24 protein-coding genes are annotated in these 25,091 nt (G+C 61.0%); 15 read left to right on the forward strand and 9 right to left on the reverse strand.

Annotated elements, in window-relative coordinates:
* Nucleotides 1–34: 34 nt before the first annotated feature.
* The 5 genes from HZ994_13440 (at nt 35) to HZ994_13460 (ending at nt 7,826) form a co-directional block, all read left to right on the forward strand.
* Nucleotides 35–352, forward strand: a complete 318-nt coding sequence (locus HZ994_13440; protein ID QTN33273.1) for a Dabb family protein — start codon at nt 35–37, stop codon at nt 350–352.
* Nucleotides 349–4,566: a DUF1080 domain-containing protein gene (locus HZ994_13445; protein ID QTN33274.1), complete on the forward strand. Its 4,218-nt coding sequence runs from the start codon at nt 349–351 to the stop codon at nt 4,564–4,566. The genes HZ994_13440 and HZ994_13445 overlap by 4 nt, the downstream gene beginning before the upstream one ends.
* Before the next feature lie 645 nt (nt 4,567–5,211).
* Nucleotides 5,212–5,658, forward strand: coding sequence for a hypothetical protein (locus tag HZ994_13450; GenBank protein ID QTN33275.1), 447 nt, complete (start codon nt 5,212–5,214; stop codon nt 5,656–5,658).
* 584 nt (nt 5,659–6,242) lie between these two features.
* The gene (locus HZ994_13455) at nt 6,243–6,704 is read left to right on the forward strand and encodes a hypothetical protein (protein ID QTN33276.1); all 462 of its coding nucleotides are present in this window, start codon (nt 6,243–6,245) and stop codon (nt 6,702–6,704) included.
* A 606-nt stretch (nt 6,705–7,310) separates the two neighbouring features.
* Nucleotides 7,311–7,826 carry a hypothetical protein gene (locus HZ994_13460; GenBank protein ID QTN33277.1) on the forward strand — a complete coding sequence of 172 codons (516 nt, stop codon included), beginning with the start codon at nt 7,311–7,313 and terminating at the stop codon, nt 7,824–7,826.
* Nucleotides 7,827–8,043: 217 nt separating this feature from the next.
* Here HZ994_13460 and HZ994_13465 read toward each other — a convergent pair whose 3' ends face one another.
* Nucleotides 8,044–8,238: a hypothetical protein gene (locus HZ994_13465; GenBank protein ID QTN33278.1), complete on the reverse strand. Its 195-nt coding sequence runs from the start codon at nt 8,236–8,238 to the stop codon at nt 8,044–8,046.
* Nucleotides 8,239–8,416: 178 nt separating this feature from the next.
* Here HZ994_13465 and HZ994_13470 point away from each other — a divergent pair, with 178 nt between their 5' ends.
* The 4 genes from HZ994_13470 to miaA are packed head-to-tail and all read left to right on the forward strand — an operon-like array spanning nt 8,417 to nt 11,479.
* A complete protein-coding gene (locus tag HZ994_13470; GenBank protein QTN33279.1) occupies nt 8,417–8,968 on the forward strand; it encodes a hypothetical protein in 552 nt (183 codons plus the stop codon).
* Between the two features lie 60 nt (nt 8,969–9,028).
* A complete protein-coding gene (gene rsgA / locus HZ994_13475) occupies nt 9,029–10,132 on the forward strand; it encodes a ribosome small subunit-dependent GTPase A (protein QTN33280.1) in 1,104 nt (367 codons plus the stop codon).
* Between the two features lie 52 nt (nt 10,133–10,184).
* A complete protein-coding gene (locus HZ994_13480) occupies nt 10,185–10,610 on the forward strand; it encodes an EamA family transporter (protein ID QTN33281.1) in 426 nt (141 codons plus the stop codon).
* Between the two features lie 23 nt (nt 10,611–10,633).
* Nucleotides 10,634–11,479, forward strand: a complete 846-nt coding sequence (gene miaA, locus HZ994_13485; GenBank protein ID QTN33282.1) for a tRNA (adenosine(37)-N6)-dimethylallyltransferase MiaA — start codon at nt 10,634–10,636, stop codon at nt 11,477–11,479.
* 101 nt (nt 11,480–11,580) lie between these two features.
* On the opposite strand, the gene HZ994_13490 is transcribed toward miaA, so the two are convergent.
* Nucleotides 11,581–12,471 carry a M56 family metallopeptidase gene (locus tag HZ994_13490; GenBank protein ID QTN33283.1) on the reverse strand — a complete coding sequence of 297 codons (891 nt, stop codon included), beginning with the start codon at nt 12,469–12,471 and terminating at the stop codon, nt 11,581–11,583.
* A 22-nt stretch (nt 12,472–12,493) separates the two neighbouring features.
* A complete protein-coding gene (locus HZ994_13495; GenBank protein QTN34401.1) occupies nt 12,494–12,823 on the reverse strand; it encodes a BlaI/MecI/CopY family transcriptional regulator in 330 nt (109 codons plus the stop codon).
* 126 nt (nt 12,824–12,949) lie between these two features.
* Here HZ994_13495 and HZ994_13500 point away from each other — a divergent pair, with 126 nt between their 5' ends.
* From HZ994_13500 to gap, 5 genes are all read left to right on the forward strand, one after another.
* Nucleotides 12,950–13,738, forward strand: a complete 789-nt coding sequence (locus tag HZ994_13500; GenBank protein QTN33284.1) for a hypothetical protein — start codon at nt 12,950–12,952, stop codon at nt 13,736–13,738.
* 176 nt (nt 13,739–13,914) lie between these two features.
* Nucleotides 13,915–14,685, forward strand: a complete 771-nt coding sequence (gene ccsA, locus HZ994_13505; GenBank protein QTN33285.1) for a cytochrome c biogenesis protein CcsA — start codon at nt 13,915–13,917, stop codon at nt 14,683–14,685.
* Complete coding sequence (locus HZ994_13510) at nt 14,685–15,674, forward strand: glutamyl-tRNA reductase (GenBank protein ID QTN33286.1); 990 nt, start codon at nt 14,685–14,687, stop codon at nt 15,672–15,674. Before ccsA ends, HZ994_13510 begins: the two co-directional genes overlap by 1 nt.
* 136 nt (nt 15,675–15,810) lie before the next feature.
* Nucleotides 15,811–16,785 carry a class I SAM-dependent methyltransferase gene (locus HZ994_13515; protein ID QTN33287.1) on the forward strand — a complete coding sequence of 325 codons (975 nt, stop codon included), beginning with the start codon at nt 15,811–15,813 and terminating at the stop codon, nt 16,783–16,785.
* A 116-nt stretch (nt 16,786–16,901) separates the two neighbouring features.
* Nucleotides 16,902–17,948 carry a type I glyceraldehyde-3-phosphate dehydrogenase gene (gene gap / locus HZ994_13520; GenBank protein QTN33288.1) on the forward strand — a complete coding sequence of 349 codons (1,047 nt, stop codon included), beginning with the start codon at nt 16,902–16,904 and terminating at the stop codon, nt 17,946–17,948.
* Nucleotides 17,949–18,034: 86 nt separating this feature from the next.
* Here the strand turns inward: gap and HZ994_13525 are convergent, their stop codons facing one another.
* The 3 genes from HZ994_13525 to HZ994_13535 form a co-directional block, all read right to left on the reverse strand.
* On the reverse strand, nt 18,035–19,417 hold the full coding sequence (locus tag HZ994_13525; GenBank protein ID QTN33289.1) for a sulfatase-like hydrolase/transferase: 1,383 nt from the start codon (nt 19,415–19,417) through the stop codon (nt 18,035–18,037).
* 184 nt (nt 19,418–19,601) lie between these two features.
* Nucleotides 19,602–21,263, reverse strand: coding sequence for a hypothetical protein (locus tag HZ994_13530; GenBank protein ID QTN33290.1), 1,662 nt, complete (start codon nt 21,261–21,263; stop codon nt 19,602–19,604).
* Entirely contained in the window at nt 21,260–21,814 is a 555-nt protein-coding gene (locus HZ994_13535) for a sigma-70 family RNA polymerase sigma factor (protein QTN33291.1), read from the reverse strand. The genes HZ994_13530 and HZ994_13535 overlap by 4 nt, the downstream gene beginning before the upstream one ends.
* 120 nt (nt 21,815–21,934) lie before the next feature.
* Between HZ994_13535 and HZ994_13540 the strand changes: the two genes are divergently transcribed.
* Nucleotides 21,935–23,032 (forward strand): acyltransferase, encoded by a 1,098-nt coding sequence (locus HZ994_13540; GenBank protein QTN33292.1) that lies wholly within the window; start codon nt 21,935–21,937, stop codon nt 23,030–23,032.
* Between the two features lie 39 nt (nt 23,033–23,071).
* Here the strand turns inward: HZ994_13540 and HZ994_13545 are convergent, their stop codons facing one another.
* From HZ994_13545 to infA, 3 genes are all read right to left on the reverse strand, one after another.
* Entirely contained in the window at nt 23,072–23,776 is a 705-nt protein-coding gene (locus HZ994_13545; protein ID QTN33293.1) for an SDR family NAD(P)-dependent oxidoreductase, read from the reverse strand.
* A 42-nt stretch (nt 23,777–23,818) separates the two neighbouring features.
* The gene (locus HZ994_13550) at nt 23,819–24,769 is read right to left on the reverse strand and encodes a redoxin domain-containing protein (GenBank protein QTN33294.1); all 951 of its coding nucleotides are present in this window, start codon (nt 24,767–24,769) and stop codon (nt 23,819–23,821) included.
* 102 nt (nt 24,770–24,871) lie between these two features.
* Nucleotides 24,872–25,090, reverse strand: coding sequence for a translation initiation factor IF-1 (gene infA / locus HZ994_13555; GenBank protein ID QTN33295.1), 219 nt, complete (start codon nt 25,088–25,090; stop codon nt 24,872–24,874).
* Nucleotide 25,091 lies beyond the last annotated feature (1 nt).

Here is a 25,091-nt window from a genome sequence, read left to right on the forward strand (position 1 = left end):
TCCGTGGGCGGAATCTGCGCAAGCTGTCCGGAACATGGTCAGGCACTTTGGCGTATTCAAGTTTCACCCCGACGTCGATGCTACCCGCATCGGCGCATGTTTTTCCGCAATGGAAGGCATGTGCGGGAAAATCGACGGCCTGCTCACCTTCGAGCATGGCCCCTATCAGAGCGACGAGGGGCTCAATGACGGGTTCACCCACGGTTTCATCATGACCTTTGACAGCGCGGCCAGCCGCGATGCGTATCTGCCTCACCCGATTCACGAGGCGGTCAAGGACATCGTTGTCCCTTGCCTGGAACGGGTTATCGTTTTCGACTTCGCGGTGCAACCCAAGACCCTGCCCACATGAAACATATCCTGCTAACCTTCGCCCTCACCCTGCCGCTGGCCGCCGCACCGGTCTCCCTTTTCGATGGGAAAACCCTCGAAGGCTGGGACATCCCGGCGGCGGAGAAAAAATGGTGGAAGGTCGAGGACGGGAAGATTGTCGGCGGTTCGCTGGAGCAAAAGGTGCCGAAAAACACCTTCCTTTCCCACAGCAAGTCCTACGCGGACTTCGACCTGCGCTTCAAGGTGAAGCTCACCAAAAAGGAAGGCTTCGCGAACTCCGGTATCCAGGTGCGCAGCCTCCGCAAGGCGGACGACCACATGTCCGGCTACCAGGTGGACGCCGGCATCGGCTACTGGGGCACGATCTGGGACGAGCACCGGAGAAACAAGAAGATCGCAGTCCCGGTGGACGAGGCCGCGCTGAAAGCCGTCGTGAAGGACTGGGACTGGAACGAATACCGAATCCTCTGCGAGGGGCCGCGCATTCGCACCTGGATCAACGGCGTGCTCGCCATCGATTACCTGGAGCAAGACCCGAAGATCCCGCTCGACGGCCTCATCGGCATGCAGGCGCACAGCGGCGGGAAATTCCTCGTCGAGTTCAAGGACATCATGATCGAGGAACTCGCCGCCAAACCCGCCTTCCAGGGTGCCGCCGAGCCAAACAGAATACCTATTGAAGGAGCCAAGCCGCGCACCCCGCAGGAACAGCAAGCCGCTTTCCACCTGCCGCCCGGTTTCGAAATCGAACTCGTCGCCGCCGAAGATCCCGCCGTCCCCGCAGGGAAATTCATCTCCGTCTATTTCGACCAGCGAGGCCGCATGTGGACGCATACCGCTCTCGAATATCCCGTCGATGCGAATGAGAACGCCAGCGTCGCCGACGCCCTCTACGCCAGCAAGGCGAAGGACAAGATCCTCATCTACAACCGTGAGTCGGTTTTCGGCAAACCTCTGCCCGCCGATGGACTCAAGCCCGACCATGTCTTCGCCGACGGCCTCGCGATCCCTTTGGGCATCCTGCCATGGGGCGATGGCTCGAAGTGCTACGCCCAGCACGGCCGTGACATCGTCCTGCTAACAGATACGGACGGCGACAGCGTCTCCGACAAGCGCGAGGTCATCCTCGAAGGTTTCGGCGTGCAGGACTCGCACCTTTTCCCCCACCAGTTCACCCGCGCTCCCGGCGGCTGGATCTGGATGGCGCAGGGCGCTTTCAACTACAGCAAGGTGAAACGCCCGCAGGATCCGCCGGAAGCGGCCATCCAGTTCGACCAGACCCGCATGGCGCGCTTCCGCCCGGATGGCAGCGAGTTCGAGATCACCTCCAACGGCCCCTGCAACATCTGGGGCCTGGCGATGGATCGCAACGGCGAAACCTTCATCCAGGAAGCCAACGACTTCGGCTACGGCGTTATGCCCTTCCACGAATACGCCAACTACCCCGGCTGCTCGAACGGCCAGTGGAAAAGCTACGCGCCGGAGTTCCCCGGAACCTTCGTGAAACAGCGCTTCGGCGGCACCGGCCTCAGCGGTCTCGCGCTCACCGATGCCGAGGGTGCCTATCCCGCTCCCTACGGCAACCTCATGCTCGTCGCCAATCCCATCACCGGTCGCCTCAACACCGTCACGATGCGGCGCGACCAACCCTCGCCCGACCACTATCTCACCGACTGGCAGTTCGACAAGATCGCGGACTTCCTGAGCTGCGACGACCCGTGGTTCCGCCCCGTCGCCCTCACCCTCGGTCCGGACGGCTGCGTTTACATCGTCGATTGGTACAACAAGATCATCAGCCACAACGAGGTGCCGCGCACCCACCCGGATCGCGACAAGCTCCGCGGCCGCATATGGCGCATCAAACACAAGGAGCAGAAAAAGTTCGAGGTGCCGGACTTCACCAAGCTCGACGATGACGCGTTGGAAGCGCTCCTGAAATCCCCCTCGCTCGCGCAGACCCACATCGCCGCGCAAGCCCTCGCCGACCGCAAGGTCACCGCCAAAGACCTCACCCATGTCCCGGCCCTGATGGCCCACACGCCGGATTTGGCACAGCTCCAGACATCATCCGCCTCACCCGATAAAAGCGTCCGCCGCGAAACCGCGCGCGCGCTCGCGGAAACGGAAACATTTTCCTCCCTGCTCATCCGCCTCCGCAATGATCCCGACAAAAACGTCCGCCGCGAGGCCATCACCAGCATCGGCTACTGGCTCGGGAAAACAGCGGACAAAAGCCCCTTTTTCCAGATCCTGCTCAACCACGAACTCACCGCCATCAACTCACCGACCGGCCCCAGCACCCGCAAAGGCACGATCCTAGTCCGCGAAGCCTACGACCGCGAATTCGAACGCTATGTCGTGCGCCTTCTGCTCGAGCGCCACCCCGCCGAGCTCGCCGCCTTTCTCGCCACGGACGCAGCGAAAGCCCTGCCCGCCGAGAGCTTCCTGTTAGGTGCGCTGGCCCTGCCGTCTGCGCAAGCCGCGCCGCTCGTCGCTTCGACACTCGGGAAATTAAAGCGCGCGCCGAACCCGCAGGAAGTCCTGCTCATCGTGCAAGCCATCGACCAACCCGGCGTCGCGGATATCCTGAAAGCCAACCTCAGGAACCCGGCCTCCAGCCAGGCGATCATCGACGCCCTGCTCGCCAACAAAAGCCGCATCTCGCCGGAGCGCATCGAGTCGCTCATCGCGGAGCCCGTCGATCAACTCCTCCAAGGCAACGCCGACGACCTCAGGCGTGGTGTGGAACTCAGCGCCGCCTTCGGCCTGAAAAACACAGCGGATCGCCTCCACAGGATCGCCCTCGATTCCTCCGACAACGCGCTCCGCATCGCCGCGCTCGATGCCCTCGGCGCGCAGCAGAACGCCAATCCCGTTCCCCTCGCCGCACTGCTCGGGAAAAACAACCAGGAGCTCAGCCTCGCCACGCTCCGCGCCCTCGCCAATTCCCGCGTGAAGGATGCCGAAATCGCCACCATAGCCGGCCTGCCCCAAGTCCCCGCACAGTTCCGCGCTCAGGTCATCGAGATCCTCAGCTCGCACAAAAGCGGAGCCTCCGCCCTCGTCGCCGCCAGCCTCGCGCAAAAGCTCAAACCCGAAGACCTCAGCGCCATCGCACTGAACCGCTTGCAAACCGTCCTCGGCAACGACCCGGAACTCGGGAAACTCCTCGCCCGGCTCGGCGACAAATTCCGGCCCGTCCTCCAGCTCAACGGCAAGGGCAACGCCCTCATCCCCACCGGCATCACACTCAAGGGAGCATTCACCATCGAGGCATGGGTGAAACTCAACCCCGGCATCGACAACAACGACAGCCTCGGCGGCGCACCCGAACTGCTCGATATCAACTTCGCCGGCGAACAACTCCGCGTCTATGGCGGCGGCAAACTGGGCGACGCCGTCATCGCGAAAAAGAAGATCGTGGCCGACATGTGGACACACGTCGCCGTTACCCGCGATGCCTCCGGGGCATTCAAGCTCTACCTCAACGGCGAACTCGACAACGCCGCATCGAAACCAATCCCCCACGACGTGACGGCTTACCGCATCGGCTGGAGCACGCCGAAGAACGGCACCCAAGGCCAGTTCGCCGAATACCGCATCTGGAGCCGCGAGCGCAGCGGAGGTGAAATCCGCGCCCACTTCGACCGCAGCATCCCCGGCGGCGAAAGCGCCCTGGTCTTCAACGGAACCAACGACCAAGGCTGGGGTAAAACCAACCCCGCCGCCGCATTGGTCCGCACGCTCGACCTGCCGCCGGTCATGAGCGAGGCGCAGGCGAAAACCTTCGACGAAAAATACCGGCACTACCTCGCCCTCGCCAAATCCCCCGGCGATCCCGTGGCAGGAAAAGCCCTCTCCGCCCTTTGCAGCGCCTGCCACCAGATCGGCAGCACCGGCGGCACCATCGGGCCGAACCTCAGCTCCGTCGGTGCCATGGGACCGGAGGCCATCATCCGCAACATCCTCACCCCCAACGCCGCCATCGAACCCGGCTACCGCATCTTCCGCGTCACCCTCAAGGACGGCTCGCTCCTGGATTCCTTCTTCGTCAGCGAGGACAAAAACGCCGTGGTCGTCCGCCAAATGGGTGCCGAAGACCGCCGCATCGAACGCAAGGACATCGCCTCCACCCAATTCCTCCGCCAAAGCCTCATGCCCGAAGGCCTCATCGACGCCCTCAGCGACCAGCAGCGTAAGGATCTGCTCTCGTATCTGATGTCTCTGAAATGAGCATTCGCCGGGTCTTGGGCATTAAGTCAAGGGCGGTTTCGCCTGGTCGCGCAACGCATGGAGGGGCGGATCAGAAATCCGCCCCAGCCCGTGAGGTGACGATGGGGTGAGCGGACGCACGGATCATCGGCTTTCCATGGGCATCGGCGGATTCCGATACGCCGCTCCTTGAACGAATTCACGAAGCCATGCATTTTACGATCAGCGAAAATCCAAGCTCGAACTCTCACAGGAAACCGCGAATCGAGCTTGATCAGGTCAAATACCCACCACGGAGAACGCGGAGAACACAGAGATCTATGTGGCAAACCCAGATCCCGAAGGATTGGCTCCGTGTCCTCTGGGGTAAAAAACCGCAATCTTATCGGGTTTTCGATCCCTGGTTTGATCGCGGTGCGTCAGCCCCTCCGCGTTTCCCCTTCCTTTCATCCACCCGAAACAGACATGTCGGCCGGGGGATGACCTAGGATTCAGGAAATCTCAAAGTTCCTTCTTGGCTCGCGGCGGAAGAACTTCTAAAAATGCGTCATGAATACGTTGGAAGAACTACGTACAGCCGGGTCGCCTTTGCACCTGATACACGACCGGTCGTGTATCACCCCCCAAACCCGACCGGTCGTTCAATAGAACTGTTCGCCACAAAACATGAAACACAAAAAACCAACACCGCTGTTGTGCTTTAAACTCAAATTTCTAGTGCTAGGCCTCATGCTGTCCACATCAAGCCAGTTGTTGGCTTCGATCGCCGACAGTATGGCCGTGGCGAGGCTCTACAAGGGTGTCACTATCGAGCTCCAGTTAAGGGAAAGAACAACACCTTATTCGGAAAGAGAACTGAGAGATGCAAGATACGTTAAAACGTACATTGAAGGCTACGTAGATGGAATGGGACTTAACGATGAATCGGCGCGTTACTCAATGGTGGACGAGATTAAGGACTTTCTAGACAAGCATCCTCCAGAGCGTGGCACAGACCTAAGGTCTGTGATGTCCAAAGTCAGCGAAATTTACAAATCCAAGCATCCTGATTGGAATAAGCAGAAAAGAGTCGACAAGGCGGAGATGGCGACGCCGAGGAAGCCGTCTGATTGAATTTGAGCTTCACACCGGCGACGCCATTCCATAACGTCTGCTACAAAACTATGAAAATTACAATTTCCTTGGTTACTTCTATGGTCCTTCTTTCACTGGCCAATGGTGCGGAGTTCCCATGGAAGGAGAATCAGACTACCGAAGTAATAGATGTTGGAAGCATCCTTAGGATGAAGTCTTTGAAGAGAATCTCAGTATCGGATTTCTTGGCTTCTCGACCCCCGGCATCTAAAGATGTGTATAGAGCGTATTTTGTTCAGTTGGACGAGCGTGGCAAAGTCGTTGCGAATCGGAACAGAATAGTGGGATTCGATAATGGCAGTTTCAGAATACTACAGCCTGAACGAGAGCCGTTCTTTCAACTCGATAAGAATTTTCGAGTAGTCTATTTATACAGAAGGCCATTTAGGGAAGGAGGGGCGAAGTGATCCGTTCCCTATTTCAATTATTTTTGCCTTAACGTTTGAGGGTGGATGGAGATTAAACCAAGCAGAACAAGTCGCAGATGGCGACGCCGAGGAAGCCGTCTGATCAAAATGGAAGTTGACCTCGGCGCCGCCATTCCTTAGACGGACGCCAAAGAAATGAAAAAATCTCTTACCATCACACTCGCCTTGCTGATTGGGTTGTGCGCAGGATGGTGGGTAGGGCGTCACTCCACTGATTACCCCACTGATCGCTCGTTTAGAAGAGGACACTCTTCCCTCTCAATAACCGGCGGAAGCGGCAACTTTCCAAAAGAGGCCTTCACGATGGTGAATTTCGAATTACCACAGAAGATCGACGAACTGGTGCATGAGGTCGCCAGGCTTGACCATTTCGTAGTGGTGATCCCTAAGGTTTCGGGATATCAAGTCGAGACTTTCGCTCCTTCAGATTCTCCTATTTGGAAGGATAAGATTAACAAAGCGCTTTCGGAATGGATCCGCCAGCGAATGACTGATGTTCAAAACGAAACTCAAGAAGCCGAACAAGCCATCGCTCCGAGCCGCTCATTGCCACCTTATTTGAATCCAGCATCCTCCGTTCGCGGTTCGGAGGACTAAATCGTTAGGCTAAAAATATGCACGGTCGCATCACAGGAGGAGTTCTCACGCTTTTTGCGGCATATTCGATCTTCTTTGGTTATGTCAGCTACGCAGTGAACAAAGACACGTTGAACACAGGAACTTCATTGCCGATGTTCTTCTTTTTTCCTGCGATTCTTCTGATCGGATCTTCCAGCCTTTTATTCGCGTCGTTTAGAGGTCGGAGACCAGAGGTTATTACGAAGATTTGGAGGCTGTTCGGAGCACCGGTTGCGATACTTTCATGCGGTTCGATAATCTTTCCGATTTGGATTTTCAGCCAAGGTTACATAATGATGTATGAAGACTGGATCGCTCATGGTATGCCCGACAAGGCTACGGACGCCAATATGGGCATGATGATTTTTTGCTTTCTGACTGTGATTGCGTCCATAATTCCGCTAGTGTGCGCAGCGATTCGGCACATCAAGTAAGCCTAACAAGGCGTCGCTCTCAACACCTGCCCCGCCGCGAGTTCAATCCGCCATGACCATTCAACCCTCAACCCACAGTCGAAGCCTTGCCCCCGGGCAGTTGTGAGAGGACTTCGACGTTAGCCTCAGAACTCCCACCAAATATCCGAAAATGCAAACAAGACTATTAACCATCCTTGGTACCCTCGCGGTGCTGTTTTCACCTGACGCATCCGCGCAACAAGGCAAGCCGGCCCCGCATCCAGAAGCTGAGAAAGCCATGGGGAAGATCGTCCTTAAGAAGGACTTCGGCGAGAATCTCAAGTTCCACTCTCGGGAAGTCGTTACGATGCTGCAAAACGACCGCGTTCCGGGACTGAACGGATTGATGTTCATGAAATGGAAGGGAGATGAACCCGGGGTCGAGGTCATGGCTTCCGTGCAATGGTTCGAGGAGAAGGACGATTTGCTCAAGTTTTATTCGCTGACAACGAAGGGAAAGGACTACAAATTAGGGGAGATAGATGGCACAGCTCTCTGGATGATCGGCGATAACGGCTATTCGTGGACCGATGGCGAACATTTCCTAGTGAGCCTGGTGGGATCGCCCCGACCTCCCCTGGAGATGGTCAAGGCCTGGCTGTCCATGATTGGCAGCAAGGTTGCGGAGATCGGAAGGGAGGCGTAAAAGAAACCGGCACCCGTAGAGAAGCCCGAAGAATAGGCTGACTAGGCGTCGATCCTAACGCCTGCCCCGCTGCGAGTTCAAGCCATCATGACCATTCAACCTTCAAGGCACAGTCGAAAGTGCGCTCCCGGTCAGGGGTGCATGGCCTTTGACGTTCCAAATCCGCTATTCGGCTAAGCGTCTTCCATGACTGGGTGCTGACAAGTGTCTTGTTACGTCATTGGGAAAGCCCCAGTCTGATGCTGATGGAGCGAACCGCAGCTTTAAGAGAATCATCCTTGGTTTCATCGGAGCCACCGGCACCGCGATCTTTGCCTTCTTCTTCGCGCTGACATTTCACACGCCGGAATGGGTGGAGGATTTCGCCGCCGGTTTCATAGAAGGAAGTGGCGGAGCGGGTGGACGCGGCCATCGATTCCGTGCAGCCGCCCGCCGCTGACTCCGCCCTGTCCCGCGATCTCGACTGCGAATGCCACGACAAATGGGCGCAATGACTCAAGGACGGGACAAGCACGCGGATGCGGCGGATTGTGGGCTGCTTGGGAAGGGCTGCGCAACCGGAAGCCACCACCGGGGTTTTCATGGGTATCATGAAAACGATCACACTCCTTTTCGCCACCGGCCTGATTTTCCTCGCCAACTCCAAGGCTACGGAAACCCCGAAGCCCTTGCTCCAGGTTTCCGCCAAGAAACAGGTTCTTGGCACGGATCGCGATTCGTTCGGCAAAGCCGTGCGCAACAACCAGAAAACCATCACCCTGCGGGTCACGCTCTTCAACACCAGCGGGAAAGCCGTCGCTGAATCCGTGCTGGCCGGAAACGCCCTGATTTCGCGCGCGGGGGAGTTCAAGGAGGGAATCGCCAGGGAATCGCTGGGCACGGTCAAGGTTCCGGCGATGAAACCGAACGAGAAGCTCACGCTCGATCTCGGGGAGATCACGCTCAGCGAGGTGGAGTGGGGCAAACGCAAATTCGAGGAAAGCCTCGAGGAATGGCAGGTGACTTGCAGCCAGGGCGAGGTGGAGATCGGCAAGGCCGAGAGCAGCGACCGCTATGCGCTGCTCTCCAAGGACGCGGCGACATCCGATCCCCAGAGAAAAGGCCGCTTGAATCCCGACCCAAGAAGGTTCCCGAGGCGTTGAAGGTGACATGCGGGAAGTTCTCGATCATGGCGCTGGCTTCCCCTACATTCCCGTCACGGAATGACCCTCAAGGAACTCGGCTGGACCACTCAACTCGAAGATGCCTTCGCGCCCTATCGCGAAAAGGGCTGGGTTCCCGCACGCCTGATCCGTGAGACATCGATCAATTTCTCCGCCTTCCTCGACGGCGGCGAGGAGATCCACTGCATACTCTGCGGGCGGCTTTGGAACGCGGCGGAAGTGGATTCCGACCTGCCCGCCGTCGGCGATTGGGTGGCGATCGAGGAGGGCAACGACGACAACCCGCATGTCATCCGCGCACAGCTCCCGCGCCGGACCGTGTTCTCCCGAAAAATGCCGGGAAACAGCAGCCAGGCCCAGGTGATCGGCGCGAACATCGACATCGTCACGGTCGTCACCGACGCTGGACCCGATTACAATCTCCGCCGGATGGAGCGGTATCTCACGCTGATCCACAAGAGCGGTGCCAAGCCGGTGGTGCTGCTCAACAAGTCCGACCTGTTCAGCAAGTCGGAGCTCAGGCGGGCGGCCTCGGAAATCTCCGCCCTGTCCCCGGACGCGAGCATCCACATCACCTCGGCGCTCAAGGGCGAGGGCTTGAAGGCGATACTCTCCCACCTCGCGCCGGGAATCACGATGTGCATCGTAGGTTCCAGCGGGGTCGGGAAATCCACTCTCGTGAACCAGCTTTACGGTGAGGAATGGCAATGGGTGAGCGAGGTGAACGAGACCACCGGCAAGGGTCGCCACACCACCACCTGCCGCGAGCTCGTCCCGCTCGGTAGCGGCGGCATGCTGATTGACAATCCGGGGATGCGCGAGATCCAGATGTGGACGGATGAGTTCACGCTCCGCAGCAGCTTCGAGGACATCGCGAGGCTCACCGACGAGTGCAAATTTTCCGACTGCAGCCATGAGAAGGATGCCGGTTGCGCGATCCGGGCCGCAGTGGAGAAAGGTTTGCTAGACCCCTCGCGCTACGAGTCTTTCCTGAACCTCGAAACCGAGATCGAGGCCTTGCGCAAGCGCGCGAAGAAGCGCCAGATGGCCACCGAGCGCTGGTTCAAGCGCAACCACCGGGTCAAGGCGCGCAACCTCGACGACCGCATCCAGCTCGAGAAGGACGAGCGCGGTGAGACCTGACCCACCGTTTTTCCCGCTATCGCAGCCGTCACCGTAAGCTTATCATACGGGCATGAACTGGGTGCACTGGTCTTTGCTGTCGGCGTTTTTCGCGGGTCTCACGGCGGTGCTGGCCAAGGCCGGGGTTGCGGGGATCGATTCGAACCTGGCGACGGCCGTGCGGACGACGGTGGTCGTCTTCATCGTCTGGGGCATCGCGTTCGCCCTCGCAAAGCCTTCGGAGATGGCGGGCTTTTCCGGCAGGGCATGGATGTTCCTCGCCTTCTCCGGTGTGGCGACCGGGTTGTCGTGGCTCTGCTACTTCCGCGCCCTTCAGCTAGGCGAGGCGGCGAAGGTCGCGCCCTTGGACAAGCTCAGCGTGGTGTTCGTGCTTTTGCTCGCGGCGCTTTTCCTGAAAGAGAAAATCGGCTTGCAGCAGATGCTGGGCGGGGCGCTGATCATCGCCGGGGCGGTGGTGCTGGCGTGGAAAAAACACTGAACGCCGCCAACCGATTTCATCCGATGGAAACCATATATGTATGCGGCGCGACGGCGGTGGGGAAAACCTCCCGTGCGCTCCAGCTCGCCCGGGAACTGGGCGGCGAGATCGTCAACGGCGACGCCTTCCAGCTTTTCCGTGGGATCGAAGTGCTTGGCGCAGCTCCCTCGGCGGAGGAACGGTCGCAGGCGCCCCATCACCTCTTCGGAGTCCTTGGGGCGGGGGCAAGCTGCGATGCGGGGCGCTACGCGGAGATGGCCGCCGGGGTGGTTTCCGCAATCCATGCCCGTGGGAAAACTGCAATCGTAGTAGGTGGCTCCGGGCTGTATCTGAAATTCCTCACCCACGGAGCCTCGCCGCTGCCGCGCGGCGACAAGGCGTTGCGCGAGGAGCTTGATGCAAGGCCGTTGGAGGAGATTTTCGAAGAGCTGGAAAGGCTGGATCCCGTGGAAGCCGCACAGGTGGACCGGCACAACCCGCGCTATGTTTCACGGGCGCTGGAGATCTGTCTGCTGAGCGGAAAAAAGGTTTCCGAACTCCGCGACAGCTGGGTGGAGAAAACACGGCAAATCGAATCCGGCCTGAAAGGCGAATGGCTGATCCGCAGCCGCGAGGATCTGCACAGCAGGATCGCACTGCGAACACGACAGATGCTTTCCGGAGGGGCCATCGGCGAGGTCGCCGCGCTCGGAGGGGTTAGCGGGAGCTGGGAGAAAGCGATCGGCGTGAAGGAGATCCGGCGCCTCCTTGCCGGGGAGATTTCCGAAAGCGAATGCGAGGAGCTCATCATCTTCGCCACCCGCCAGTATGCGAAGCGCCAGGAAACATGGTTCCGCCGCGAGAAGTGGCTGGAGCGGGTGCAGCTTTGATCCGCCGCCGCTTTTGTATTCTTATTCCGTTATCCATCATCAGGCACACGAACACCGCTTGCCGCACATCGCGTGAATGAAAAGCGGTGATGCCACCGCATTCAAAAGCTTCGCGCCCACTTTTCCCCAGGGAAGGGATCCGCACTGAGGCGGAGCTCGACCTCCGAGGCGGGGAACGCCTTTGGGCCTGCCACGGAAAGCGCGAAGGCGGCTCCGGCGCCGAGTGTGCCGAGGATCGCGAGCGCGAAGATCCCGGAACGCGGGCATGGCGTGAGCATCCGCACGACCCGGCGCTGAAGCGAAGACGGGTTCGCCATCGCGAGCGCGAGCGGCGCGTGAAGCTGTTTGTCCGCCACGCCGCAGAGCAGGCGGGCGTAGGTTTTGGCGTCCGTGCCTTCGCGGACGACCGCCTCGTCGCAGGCGAACTCGCACTGTAGATGGAAACGGTTCGCCATCCAGTGCGCCAGCGGGTTCCACCATAGGGCGGCACGGGCGAGCTCTGCGCAGAGCCTCCACAGGGGATCGCGGCGTTCGTGGTGGGAAAGCTCGTGGCGCAGCACGATGCCGCGCTCCGATGCGTTCCAATCAGCCCAGCCCTGCGGCACGAACACCGCCTTGCGGAGCACTCCCGAAGCCACCGGGCCGCGCAGGCCGTCGACCTCAAGGATCTGCACCCCATCGATCACATCCACCATGACGGAACGGTTCCGCCAACGGGCGAGTCCCGCCGCCGCGATCGCTAGTCTCGCGAGAAAGATCGCGGATCCGGCCACCCAGACTGCGATGAGAATTTTTCCCCAAGGGAAATGTGCCACAGATGGGTTCGCAGCGGGCAGCAGGCCGACTTTCGGCAGGGACGCCGCCATCACGGGCAGGAGCGCCATGAGGATCAGCAGGAACAGGGTGAGCCGCGGATCGCGCGCGGCGTCCCTCCGCCCGGCCAGCAGCACCAGCCCGGCGGCGATCAGGGAAAAGGCGAGGGTCGCGATCATGTCCGTTGCGTTTGTGTCAGGTTCATCCGGCGTCGTCGATCAGTTTCCTGATCCGCGCGATCTCGTCCTTGGAAAGTTTCTGGTCCTGCGGATCGAGCAGGGAGGCGACGAGCTTCTCCGGGCTGCCTTCGAAAAACGTGGCCATGAGCTGCTTGAGCGCCGTCCGCTTCGCTTTCTTTTCCGGCACAGCCGCGCTGTAAACGTAGCGGCGCGAATCCTTCGAATGCGTGACCAGTTCCTTCTGCTCCAGCGTTGCCAGCAGCGCCCGCACCGCCGAATAGCTCGGCGGATCCGGCAGCTCCTCCATCACCTCCTCCGCCGTGCATTTGCCCTTGCGGAAAAGGATGTCCATCACCTGCCTCTCGCGGCGGGTGAGCTGGCCGCTCTCGAATCGTTTCACGTGCGAAGCTTACGAAATGCTGGAAAAACCGCAAATAAAATTGACAGCCCCGCTCCGAAATGCTGCTTTTCCAGCACTATGAATCCGAAACCGCTGTCAGTGTTGGGGGTGATGTTTGTCGCCATCGTCGTGAATTCGTGTGCTCCGAATTTCCAGCCGCCCCTGCCCTCGGCCGACTTGCTTGCCGGTGAGTCGGATGCAAGCAAGATCGTATGGAACAAGCCTGTTCCCGGGCGCCCCGGCCTCGCCACCGGCTGGGGCGACGAGAAGAAGTCGGAAATGGGCTACGTTTCCTTCGAGCGCGCCTCTTCAAAGCCAGCCGGAACGGATGTGATTTTCTACAACACCCCCGAAGGCATCGATGCGATGTCGAATTCCAAGAGTCGGGTCGGTGCGCTGCAGAGAGCGTCGGGGAGCATGGTGGAGTGGGGCATCAAGGGTGGCTCCGGATACCTGCCATCTTACAAGGAATACGGTCATGGCCGCCGCCTCGTCGCGGGGAAAAAGGGCAGCAGCTATACCATCGTGGTGAAAAACCGTTGCAAAAGCTCGCTGGAAATCGTCGCGAGCGTGGACGGGCTGGATGTCATGGACGGGAAAACGGCATCCTTTTCCAAGCGCGGCTATATCATTGATCCGGGCGAAGCAGTGGAGATAGGTGGTTTCCGCACCAGCCGACACAGGGTGGCTGCCTTCGAGTTCTCCGGCGTCTCCGACTCCTACGCGAACCTCAGGCACGGCGACACCCGGAATATCGGCGTCATCGGCATTGCCGTGTTTACGCAAAAGGGCGTGGATCCATGGAGATGGAGCTCCGGCGAAGTGCACCGCCGCAACAGCGCAAGCCCTTTTGCGGAGGCACCGTGAATGGCGGCGGATTTCATCCGCCCTGCCGAAATGTAACCGTCGCAAGGCATGGGGGATGAAATTTGCCCTGGGCCATCCGGTATGGCAGCGCGCCATTGCATGTCGCTATCGCTCCTTCTGGATCGCCGCCACGCTCCGGGCTTGCATGAGCAGCCGATAGGGGCGATGGAAGGGGCATGGATCGCTGGTTCCTGATCGCTGCAACCGTCCTCGCCGCCATGGCGGGGGTGCGCGGGCTGCTGGTTTTGGGGCATGGCCGCAAGAGCCCCTGGACGGTCTGGTGGATGATAGGCGTGCTGCTCTGCCAGCTCGGCTATCTCTCGGTGCGCGGTGAAATGAGGGGCGCCTGCCCGCTGCGCAGCATCGCGGAGATCTCTGTTTTCCTCGCTTGGTCGCTGACGCTTTTCTACCTCCTCATCGGGCCTGCATTCCGGATTTCCCTGCTGGGGGTTTTCACAGCGCCTGCGGTGGCGCTTTTCCAGGGATTCGCGCTGATCCCGGGGAAGCTCGACCCATCCCCGGCGAGGGTTTTGGGAACGACGGCATGGGGTGAAACACATTCGGCGATGTCGGTTCTCGCCTACGGTGCGCTGGCCCTGGCGGCGGTGGCCGGGGTGATGTTCCTGGTGCTCGACCACCAGCTCAAGGAGCACCACCTCAAGGGCGGGCTGTTCCGGTTCCTGCCTCCGGTGCGCGATCTCTTGGTTTCCCTGGAGCGGCTGCTCTGGCTGGGCATGGCGCTGCTCACCATCGGGCTCATCGCCGGGATCATGATGCCGCACGAGACAGGCGGCGCATGGAAACATGTGTTTGTCGCAAGCGGGGTATGGGCAGCCTACGTCGCGCTGATGGCGGTGAAACGGGTGCGGGGCATCACCGGGCGCAGGTTTGCACTGGGCGCGGTCGCCCTTTTCGTCCTTTCACTCGGGGTATTCGCTTTTGTCTGATGGAACTCGTCTGCCTGGGATTGAATCACAAGACGGCACCGGTTGAGGTGCGCGAGCGCTTCGCCGTTGGCACGACACGGCTTGGCGAAGCTTCGCGGAACCTGCTGGAAATGGCCGGAGCGCCGGAGGGAGTCGTCATATCGACCTGCAACCGGACGGAGTTTTACCTTGCGGCCAATGATGCGTCGGAAGCGATGAAGCGCCTTGAACTGTGCCTTGCGGAAAAGGTGCACGGCCACGAGGAACCGTTCTACCGCCACGAGAAAGCGGAGGCCGCGCGGCACCTCTGCAAGGTGGTCAGCGGGCTGGACTCGATGTTGCTCGGGGAGACGGAAATCTTCGGCCAGGTGAAGCAGGCCTACCATGCCGCGCATGAAGCCAAAGCCACCGGCCCGGTGCTCAACAGGCTTTTCCAGAAGGTGTTCAGCGTGGGGAAAAAAGTCCGCACCCAGACCTCGATCCAGGAGGGCTCGACCTCGATCGGCAACGTGGCGGTGGAGCTTGCGGAAAAGATTTTCGGCCACCTCAAGGACAGCGAGGTGATGGTGCTCGGGGCGGGCGAGATGAGCCGGCTGACGGCGCAGGCGCTCGTCTCGCGCGGCGCGAAGTCGGTCATCGTAGCCAACCGGACGCATGACCGCGCCGTCGAGCTGGCGGCGGAGATGAAGGGCCGTGCCGTGCGCTTCGACGACTGGCTGGACGTTTTGAAAAACGTCGATGTCGTCATCTCATCGACAGGTGCCCCGCATACGATCATCCACTCACATGAGATCGAGTCGGTGCGGCGGGCGCGGAAATTCAGGCCGCTTTTCCTGATTGATATCGCCGTACCGCGCGACATCGAGCACTCCGCGGGCGAGATCGAGGAAGTATATCTCTACGACATCGATGCGCTGGAGCAGCTCGCCGAGGAGGCGAAGACCCGCCGTGTGAAACAGATCGAGGAATGTGAGAAAATCATCGAGGCGGAGCTGAGGAAACTGGTGTGAGGGCGACAGCCTTTTGAGTGCTGGGAGGATCACCGCTTTAGTATTCTTAGGCCGGGTTCGGTGGAAACCTTACGTGCCTGCATTCAAGCTAGCCCCGTGAAACAAAAGCGGTGATCCTCCCCTCACCCAAAAGCCGATGAACCCCGCCCTCGAAACAATCGCCCTCGCGCTGCGGGAGCATCCCGCCGCACCGGGCGCCGTGCTTTTCCTCGGTGCGGAGCCGCATCCGGATCTTCCCGATCTCACCGCATGGCAGCCGCTCAAGCCGCTTGCGGATGCGTGCACGGCGGCGGGGATGTCCCTCACGGATGAGCCTCGCGGGCAATTCCCCTACGTGCTTTTCCTGCCGGGGAAATCGAAAGCCGAAGTCCTGGCCGGTTTCGCACGCGCCCATGGCTTGCTTGCGCCGGGCGGCAGGCTGATCGTGGGCTTGGCAAACACCGCCGGAGCATCCCGCTTCGAGAAAGAGCTCTCCCGTGCCGCGCCACTGCTCTTCACCGTTTCCAAAAACAAGTGCCGCGCCTTTGCCATCGGCAACGAAACCCCGTGGGACTCCGGCGCGCTCGCGGAATGGCGGGAACTCTCCCATCCCCGCGCCATCCCAGGCACGGATTTCATCACCGCCCCGGGTGTTTTCAGCGCGGAGCACATCGATCCAGGCTCCCTTCTGCTCGCGGAAAAACTGCCGCCATCCCTCTATGGCTGCATCGCGGATCTCGGTGCCGGGTGGGGCTACCTCAGCACGATGGCCTTGGAAAAAGCCCCGAAGATATCCCGCATAGACCTATACGAGGCCGATGCCCGCGCCCTCGCCTGCGCCCGGAAGAATGTCCGGGGGAAGGCCTCTTTCCATTGGCACGATGTCACCACCGGCATCCCGGGGAAATACGACCACATCCTCATGAACCCGCCCTTCCACACCGGCCAGTCCAAGGATGTGGATCTCGGCAAGGCCTTTCTAACAACCGCGGCGGCCTCCCTGAAGCGCGGCGGCACCATCCATCTCGTCGCGAACCGCCAGCTACCCTACGAGGCGCATCTGGCCGCCCTCGGCCTGCGCTCCCGCATCATTGCGGAAGACCATGCCTTCAAAGTGATCTTTTCTTCGTAATTGTCGGGATTTTGGGGGTTCCCGCACCGCCAGAGTGGGGTTGACGGCTTACCCGTAGCATGCACAATCCCGCCGCCGCGCCCGGAAACGCCGTCTGCGGCCAACCAAGCAAACATATGACAACCATCGCAATCAACGGATTCGGCCGCATCGGACGCCTTGTCTTCCGGGCACTCGTCGAGCAAGGCCACCTCGGCACCACATTCAAAGTCGCCGCAGTCGGTGACATCGTCCCGGCCGACAACCTCGCCTACCTCCTCAAATACGACTCCACCCAAGGCAAGTTCGCCGGTGAGGTCTCCTCCAAGAAATCCTCCCCTGAGCTTGAGGAAGACGACATCATCGTGGTCAACGGCCACGAGATCAAGGTCGTCTCCGCCCGCACTCCGGACGGCCTGCCATGGAAAGAGCTCGGCGTCGATGTCGTCATCGAGTCCACCGGCCTCTTCACCGCCGCTGAAAAAGCACAGGGCCACATCACCGCCGGAGCGAAAAAAGTCATCATCTCCGCTCCCGCGCAAGGCGAGGACGGCACCTTCGTCCAGGGCGTCAACGACCACCTCTACGATCCAGCGAAGCACCACATCATCTCCAACGCGAGCTGCACCACCAACTGCCTCGCCCCAATCGTGCACGTCCTCCTCAAGGAAGGTTTCGGAATCGCCGAAGGCCTGATGACCACGGTCCACTCCTACACCGCCACACAGAAGACCGTGGACGGCCGTCCAAGAAAGAATTGGAAAGGCGGACGCTCCGCTGCGATCAACATCATCCCTTCCACCACCGGAGCCGCCAAGGCTGTCGCACTCGTTTGCCCGGAAGTGAAAGGCAAGCTCACCGGCATGGCGTTCCGCGTCCCGACCCCGACCGTCTCCGCAGTCGACCTCACGGTGAAGACCGTGAAGGAAACCTCCCTCGCCGAGATCAAGGCAGCTCTCAAGAAGGCGTCCGAGACCTACCTCAAGGGCATCCTCGCCTACACGGACGACGAGGTGGTTTCCACCGACTTCATCCACGACGCGCATTCCTCGATCTTCGACGCAGGCTCCTCCATCGAGCTCAACAGCACCTTCTTCAAGCTCATCAGCTGGTATGACAACGAGTGGGGCTACTCCAACCGCGTCATCGACCTCCTTGACGACGTTGTCAAGAAGGGCATCTAACGGGAAGCCGCGCTTCCAGGCGGCTTCTTCAATGGATTTCACCGGCGGGCTGTGTGCGAACGCAGCCCGCCTTTTTCATTCCCAGGTCACTTCTTCTTTTTCCACTTCGGCTTTTCGGCCGGCGGCCCGGTGATGCCGGGGCCGAACACCGGATCGGTCAGCCCGCTGTTCCAGGCGGCACGGCGCTTCTCCAGATCGGCGAGAATGGTCGGCTCGGAGCCCGAGATGTCTTCCTTTTCCCCGATGTCCTTGTCGAGGTCGAACAGCAGGGGCTTCTCGCCCTTGGCCGGAATCACGAGCTTGTGGGCACCACCGCGAACGGCGAAGGCATGTTGCTGGATCTTGCGCAGGTAGATCGTGTCGTGCGCCGGGGCGGTTTCCTTGCCGGTCAGGAAGGGCACGAGATCGACGCCGTCGAGCGGGCGTGAGGGATCTGCCTTGGCACCGGATGCGGCGGCGATGGTGGCGAAGATATCGAGGGAGGAGACGGGTTTCCCATAGGTTTTCCCCTTGGGCAGTTTTGACGGCCATTTCACCGCGAAGGGGACGCGGAAGCCCCCTTCCCAGACACTGGATTTGTGCCCTCGCAGGGGAAAGTTGTTGGAGGCGTTTTCGGTCGGGCCGCCGTTGTCGGAGAGGAAGAAAACGATGGTGTCCTCCTCCAGGCCGTTTGCCTTGATCTCGGCGAGAAGACGGCCAACGCCGTCGTCCAACGCGCTGACCATCGCCGCGTAGGTTCGGCGCTTCGGATCCGCGATGCCCTTGAACCGGTTGAGGTATTTCTCCGTCGCCTGCAGCGGGCCGTGGGGGGCGTTGTAGGCGAGGTAGAGGAAGAAGGGCTTGTCCTTGTTTCGTTTCACGAAACCGACCGCTTCGTCGGAAAACGCGTCGGTGAGGTATTTTCCCGGCTTCTCAGGAATGTCGCCGCGCAGCATCCAGAGGCGGTAGCTGTCCGCCTCGTTCTTCGCCTTGGCAGGATCGCTGATCGTATGTTCACCGACAAGGTAGCGACTGCCGCCGCCGGGGATGCCGTAAAACTCATCGAAGCCGCGCTTCAGCGGCAGGAGATCCGGGTGTGCGCCGAGGTGCCATTTGCCGATGATGCCGCTGTGATAGCCAGCCTTCCCAAGCGCGTCGGCGAGTGTCGTTTCGCTCAAGGCAATCCCTTCACCGGGATCCCCCGGCAGCCAGCGTGTGTTGTGCTCGAAGCCGAAACGCTGGGGGTAGCGCCCGGTCATCAGCCCGGCGCGGCTCGGCGCGCAGACGGAGAAGGTGACGTAGGCGCTGGTGCAGCGCACGCCCTCCGAGGCGATGGAGTCGATGTGCGGCGTCGGGATGTCCTTGCAGCCGTTGAAGCCCACGTCCCGGTAGCCGAGGTCATCGGCAAGGATCACGACAAGATTCGGCTGGCTGGCGTGGAGGTTGGCGGCGAGAAACGGGACAAGTAGTGCGGCGAAATGCGGGTTCATCGGGTTTTCGGATTCATTGGGTTTTCATAGGGTTCTTTTTTGATCGCACGGTTCATGATGGAGCATCATATTTCCGCTCAAATTGTGCATGCCGCGATTCATGGCATCTCACGGTGATCTCGATTTTTTTTGATGGGAAAAACGCATTTCGACGGGCGGCGATCTATCCGCTCCGAAGGCTCGCTCACGGAGACGTTTGCCCGGCAGCGAGGCTTGCGATTTCCGCCTCGGAGAGCATGCGGTCGAAAATGGCCAGCTCATCGATGTTTCCGATCAGGCCGCGTTCGAGGAACTCGGGCGGGCGGTGCGGGGAATCGGAGCGGCCGATGTAGAGGTGGTCGAAGTCGATGGGGATCGCGGGAATGCATTGGCGGGCGACCGGGTTCCCGTCGAGGTAAAGGACGGCCTCGCCCGAATTTCGGGCAAGGGCTACGTGGTGCCAGAATTTCGGGCGCATCAGGCGGTTCCCGAAAATCTCGGTGCCGCCGTCCCATGCTGGCTTGTCGCGGAACACTGCATAGAGGCCGGTGCCTTGGAGGCCGGATTGCTCGAAGGAGGCGTAGGCCTTGAAAAGGAGCTGGTTGCCGCGCGGCTGGGCGGGATCCTCAGTCCAGCGGCTGCTGGCGAAGAGCGTGTAGTTCTGCAGCCAGTCGAGCTGGACGAACATGGCCACGGTGAAATCTCCGCCGAGGCTGCGTGGTGTCGTTTCGGCGGTGACAAAGGCGCCGTTGTTTTTCTGGTATTTCAGGCGGCCGGAGTGATTGCCTCCGGTTTCGGTATCGATGGAGACATCTCCGAAAGCGATGATCTCCGGGCGGCCGTGGATCTCGTTTTCGACCTTTTGGCCCTTCATGCAGGAGAACCGCCAGTAATCGGTTGGGCCGAGGGCGAGTACGTCGGTGGGGTAGGAAGGCTTGAGTGCGAGGATGGGCTTGGGCGGGACTTTGAGTTCCAGGTAGTCGGTCGCCTTGTCAGCGAGAGGTTCCATGCTGCGCTGGGAGGGTGAGATTCTCACGGATTCCCCGGCGTTCACGCGGTGGGTGGCGGAGGTCTGGCGGAGGCCGTTGAGGAAGGAGACATCGGCCATGCCCTCGAACACGCGGCAACTGCCGGTGCCGTCCGCGTTGACGGTGGTGACGAATTCGGTGCCGAGATCGAGCACTTCGAAGGCGCGGGACTCCATCACGAAACCCTCGGCCCCTTCCGGGACGAGTACGCGGGCTTGCCCCTTTTCCACAAAGACCCTGTTCGGGCTGACGATGGTCGCCCTGAAAGGCGCGGTGAAGGTGATGGAGACGCCGGTAAGCGTCTGGATGCCGAGCCAGCCGTTTTCCTGGGCGATTTTCCCGGAGGGGAGGAAGGAGCCATCGTGCATGGCAGCGTCCGCTGGCGTGCGTCCTTCGGAGCCGGTGACGACCGCGATGGGATGTGGGGCTTGCGGGAGTGCATGCGCCACGGTGGGCGGGCGCGGCGGGATTGGCCTGGAAAGATGTAGGGAAACCACCAGCGCGACGGAGGCGGCAATCCCGAGGGCCACGTAGCGGATGATTCTCCCCTTGGAGAAATGCGGGCGCCCTCCATTCCCCTGGATCCGCGCCATGGTTTCTCCCTCGAAGTCGCCCTCTTCGGCCTGAGCATCCGCGAACTCCCCGAAAACATCCATCCAGCGCGGCTCCGGCTCTGCAGCGGCGGAGAGCGCACCGTTGATGGCAAGCTGTGCGGCGAACTCGCGGCGCAGCTCCGGGTCTGCATCCAGGGCGGCGAGCATTTCCGCCATTTCCGCCTCCGGCGCATCGCCATCGAGCCAAGCGCCAAGTAGCCCCAGAAGTGTCTCTTCGGATGTCATGGCAGGCGTTGGGCGACGCAGTCCCTGAGGTTGTTGTTGGCGCGCAGGCTGATCATGTAGAGGGCGTTGCGGGTGATGTTGAGCGTGTCCGCGATCGCTTGTCCCGCCTCGCCCCTGAGACGGGCGCGGACGACCCGGCGCATCCGCTCCGGCAGCTTCTCCACGCAATCCATCAGAGCGGCGATGCGCTCCGCCGTGCGGGTCTCTTCCACCTCATCGAGGTCTGCCCCGATGCGGGTGAGGCATTCCTCGCGGAAGCGCTCGTGGGCGGATTGGCGGCGGTCGCTGGTGCGGAAATGCATGAGCACCCGGTTTTTCGCAATCCCGATAAGCCATGCCTCGAAGGATTTTGATGTATCGAACTTATCCAGCCCCTTGTAGGCGGAGATGAAAACCTGCTGGGCGATATCCTCCGCATCCGCCCTGTTCTGGACACGGGAATGGACGAAAGCGCGCACCTGCAGGCCGAACTCGCGGACGAGCTGCGAAAAATCACGGGCTTTCCCGGATCTCACAGCTTTGATCAGCCGGTTGATTTCGTCTTTCTCCATCTCGATGTGATATGCCTTTGGGCGGGAAATCTCACAAATGCGGCAGAGGAAGTCAAATCAGCCGCCCCGTTCGCAGCCCGATTGACGGGGCCGCTGAATCCCGGCAACCTGCGGCCCGCCATGTCCGCCGCCCCGCAATCCCGCGCCATCCAGCTCGACGGCCTCCGTGCCCTCGCGATGCTGGGAATCTGCTGGGATCATTGGGTCCCGGAGGCATGGAATTTCGGCCTGCCTTACGAGATCGGGCTGTATTTTTTCCTCGTTCTCACAGGGTATTTCATTACCGGCTCCCTGCTGCGCGTCCGGGACCGGGCGGAGGCCAAGGGTGGGAAATGGCGCTGGCAGGCGTGGAAGGATTTCCAGTGGCGGCGGGGGCTGCGCATCATCGCGCCGTACTACGTCGCGCTCGGGATCATCTTCGTTTTCCTCGCCCCGAAGCTCTGGCCGCACCTTCATTGGTATTTGCTTTACCTGACCAACTTCCACATCGCCCTGATCGGCGAGTGGCCGCCCGGCACCTCCCATTTCTGGTCCATCGCGATCCAGCAGCAGTTTTACCTTTTCTGGCCGGCGGTGATCTGGCTGACGCCAAAGCGCTTCCTGCCGCTGGCGATGATCCTCTTCGCGGGCATTGCGCCGCTCTCCCGGTATTTCGAACACCTGTTCATGCCGCCCTTCGTCTGGCCCGGGAAAATCAGCTGGGGCGTGCTCGACTTTTTCGGGATCGGCGGGCTGATGGCACTGCTCATCCACCGCGGCTTCCCGCTTTCCAGCCGGATCTGGAAAATCCTCATGGTCACCTGCTGCGGGGCGTATCTCGTCTTCGAGTTCGGCCCCCGCTTCGGCCTGCCGCCGAACCGCATCGGCCCGTTCTATGCGTCCATCCTCTCGGTGGGTCTCTGCGGTGTCATCGCCACCGCCTCCCTTGGCTGGCAGAACATCGCCGGGAGATTTCTGGAAACCGCCTTCCTCCAGAAAGTCGGCCTGCTGTCCTACGGGGTCTACCTCTACCACAACCTTGCTCCCATCATCCTCGGCAAAACCCTGTCCTTCCTGTGGATGGGGCCTTACGCGGACAGCGTTCCACAGGCCGCGTTGCGCGTGGCGTGCTTCGGCCTGCTGACCTGGGCGATGACCATGGCCTCGTGGAAATACCTGGAAACCCCGCTGAACAGGCGGCGGGCGAAGGGGCGCGGAGATGCAGGAGCCAGGGATTAGTGGGCAGGAGCCAGGGTGTGGAAAAAAGACCCCGCAGCCTCATGCGATCTGATCCGAGGATCGCAGCAGGATGTCGCTGACCTCCACGTGCGGTGGAGCCGTGAGTATGGTCATGATGCAGTGGGCGACATCCTCAGGGCGCAGCATTGTCATCCCGGCGCGGGTTTTTGAGAGGGTTTCCTCGCGACCGCGGAAGTAGTTTTCCAGCAGGGGTGTGTCCACGAAGCCCGGCGAGACGCAGGCGACCTGCACGCGGGATCGGAGTGCCTTTAGCTCGGAGCGCAGCGAGTCGGTGATGGCGCGGACGGCGAATTTCGTGGGCGCGTAGAATCCGCCGGAGGGCGGCACGCGGTGGCCGGACATGGAGGAGACATTGACGATGCGGCCGCCGGTTTTCGGGAAATGTTTCAGTGCGAGCTGGCTGCAGAGGGAGAGGGCAAGGACGTTGACCCGCCACATTTCCTCCCAGTCGGCAGGATTGCCATCGGTGATGCGCGAGAGGTAGGCGGTGCCGGCGCAGTTGACCAGCCCGTCGATTTTCCCCAGCCCCTGGAAGATCGCGGAGATATCCTCCCGCGAGGTCAGGTCGGCCTTGATGGGGGATACATCGGGATTGAGTGCGTTGGGGCGGCGCGTGACACCGAGCACGTCCGCGCCATGCGCGAGCAGCTGCCCGCAGAGTGCCGCGCCGATGCCGCTCGATGCGCCGGTGACCAGGAAGGTTTTGCCTTTCAGGGGGATCATGGAGAAAACTTTAAACTCGAAATGACAAGCTCCAGGCCAGACTCAGTGGTCGCGGCTGAAGAGCGATTCCAGATCAGGAAGGTCGGCTGCGGTGCGGGCGGGCTGGGAGGAGACGATCTTGCCGTCATGGAAAACGAAGGCGCCGGGCATCTGCAGGCCGTCGCCCGCGAGGTGGCCGATGCCGCAGCCTTTGAACACGGCGATCATCCCGCGCCACCAGACATGTGGGCCGAAGAGTTCCAGGAAGCCGCCTTTGCCGAGGCCGAAGGCGCGGTAGAGCTCGCAGCGCGGATCCGCGATGCGCGGGATGTCGGAATTTTCCCCCAGGTAGGAGGTTTCCTGGCCGGACTGGAGCATGTGCACGAGGACGAGGGTGGCGTTGTTGCGTTTCGCCTGATGCTCCAGATCCTGGAGGCCGCGCAGGATCTGGCGCGTGAATGTACAGCCGAAGTGGCGCAGGAAAACGAGCACGAGAGGGCGTTCCGCAGAGGCCTCGGCAAGGGTCTGACCGTTGGAGAGCTGGTAGGTGGCGGCCGCCTCCGCGACGGAGTAAGGCTGCGACCGCGAGAGCGGGATGCCGGTGTGCGCCCGGAGTGTTGCCCACAGGATCGCGCCGAAGGGCACCAGCCAGAGAAGATCGTCGAGGGGCAGGAATGCCAGGGATGCGGCGGGAAGGTCGCCGGAGTAGGCGGCCAGCGAGACGATGAGCGTGGCGGCGATGCATTTGGCAAATCCCAGCAATACGATGAGCCAGTGCCGGATGGGATCGCCCGCAGCGATGAGGAGGGCGAAGCCGACCGCCCCGGAGATGATCCCGAGCACCCGCCAGAGCATGGGGTGGTTGGGGTGTGGGATGCCGAGCACGTCGAAGGCATGGAAGGGCCAGAGGTTGACCCATACGGCGAAGAGTATGTGGTAGGCGCCTGCGAGCACCAGACTGGTCCGCATCCAGTCCGTGTTGCGGCATTTCCCTCCGAGGCAGTTCATCGTCATGGCGCAGCGTAAGGGCAAAGCCCCGCGCTGCAACGGGAGATTTCCGGGAGATTCCCATCAGCAACCCGCAGGGAATGTCTCACCCTTGCGGCTCAGATTTTTTCAGGAATGCATTGCCCCCGTGATCCGCGCTTGATCGAAGTCATACGGGGTCATTTCCAAAATGACTTCCGCACCGTCCGCCAGCTCCGCCATTTCATCGGTGAGTTTTTTGGAAAGGTGGCCGAGGACGACCTTGCCGTTCATCAGCTCCACGCGGTAGAGGATCTCGCCCTTGCGTTCGAGGATGGTTCCGGTGGTTTCGATGGCGGTTTCGGACATG

It is taken from the genome of Akkermansiaceae bacterium, from assembly GCA_017798145.1.
Classification (GTDB): Bacteria; Verrucomicrobiota; Verrucomicrobiia; order Verrucomicrobiales; family Akkermansiaceae; genus Luteolibacter.

Coding starts and splice junctions, on each gene's coding strand:
- HZ994_13440 (QTN33273.1), top strand. CDS start 35: ATGGTCAGGCACTTTGGCGTATTCAAGTTTCACCCCGACGTCGATGCT.
- HZ994_13540 (QTN33292.1), top strand. CDS start 21,935: ATGTCCGCCGCCCCGCAATCCCGCGCCATCCAGCTCGACGGCCTCCGT.
- HZ994_13510 (QTN33286.1), top strand. CDS start 14,685: ATGGAACTCGTCTGCCTGGGATTGAATCACAAGACGGCACCGGTTGAG.
- HZ994_13545 (QTN33293.1), bottom strand. CDS start 23,776: ATGATCCCCCTGAAAGGCAAAACCTTCCTGGTCACCGGCGCATCGAGC.
- infA (QTN33295.1), bottom strand. CDS start 25,090: ATGTCCGAAACCGCCATCGAAACCACCGGAACCATCCTCGAACGCAAG.
- ccsA (QTN33285.1), top strand. CDS start 13,915: ATGGATCGCTGGTTCCTGATCGCTGCAACCGTCCTCGCCGCCATGGCG.
- HZ994_13550 (QTN33294.1), bottom strand. CDS start 24,769: ATGACGATGAACTGCCTCGGAGGGAAATGCCGCAACACGGACTGGATG.
- miaA (QTN33282.1), top strand. CDS start 10,634: ATGGAAACCATATATGTATGCGGCGCGACGGCGGTGGGGAAAACCTCC.
- HZ994_13530 (QTN33290.1), bottom strand. CDS start 21,263: ATGACATCCGAAGAGACACTTCTGGGGCTACTTGGCGCTTGGCTCGAT.
- HZ994_13450 (QTN33275.1), top strand. CDS start 5,212: ATGAAACACAAAAAACCAACACCGCTGTTGTGCTTTAAACTCAAATTT.
- HZ994_13495 (QTN34401.1), bottom strand. CDS start 12,823: ATGGACATCCTTTTCCGCAAGGGCAAATGCACGGCGGAGGAGGTGATG.
- HZ994_13480 (QTN33281.1), top strand. CDS start 10,185: ATGAACTGGGTGCACTGGTCTTTGCTGTCGGCGTTTTTCGCGGGTCTC.
- HZ994_13465 (QTN33278.1), bottom strand. CDS start 8,238: ATGGCCGCGTCCACCCGCTCCGCCACTTCCTTCTATGAAACCGGCGGC.
- HZ994_13470 (QTN33279.1), top strand. CDS start 8,417: ATGAAAACGATCACACTCCTTTTCGCCACCGGCCTGATTTTCCTCGCC.
- HZ994_13525 (QTN33289.1), bottom strand. CDS start 19,417: ATGAACCCGCATTTCGCCGCACTACTTGTCCCGTTTCTCGCCGCCAAC.
- HZ994_13535 (QTN33291.1), bottom strand. CDS start 21,814: ATGGAGAAAGACGAAATCAACCGGCTGATCAAAGCTGTGAGATCCGGG.
- rsgA (QTN33280.1), top strand. CDS start 9,029: ATGACCCTCAAGGAACTCGGCTGGACCACTCAACTCGAAGATGCCTTC.
- HZ994_13445 (QTN33274.1), top strand. CDS start 349: ATGAAACATATCCTGCTAACCTTCGCCCTCACCCTGCCGCTGGCCGCC.
- HZ994_13490 (QTN33283.1), bottom strand. CDS start 12,471: ATGATCGCGACCCTCGCCTTTTCCCTGATCGCCGCCGGGCTGGTGCTG.
- HZ994_13500 (QTN33284.1), top strand. CDS start 12,950: ATGAATCCGAAACCGCTGTCAGTGTTGGGGGTGATGTTTGTCGCCATC.
- gap (QTN33288.1), top strand. CDS start 16,902: ATGACAACCATCGCAATCAACGGATTCGGCCGCATCGGACGCCTTGTC.
- HZ994_13455 (QTN33276.1), top strand. CDS start 6,243: ATGAAAAAATCTCTTACCATCACACTCGCCTTGCTGATTGGGTTGTGC.
- HZ994_13460 (QTN33277.1), top strand. CDS start 7,311: ATGCAAACAAGACTATTAACCATCCTTGGTACCCTCGCGGTGCTGTTT.
- HZ994_13515 (QTN33287.1), top strand. CDS start 15,811: ATGAACCCCGCCCTCGAAACAATCGCCCTCGCGCTGCGGGAGCATCCC.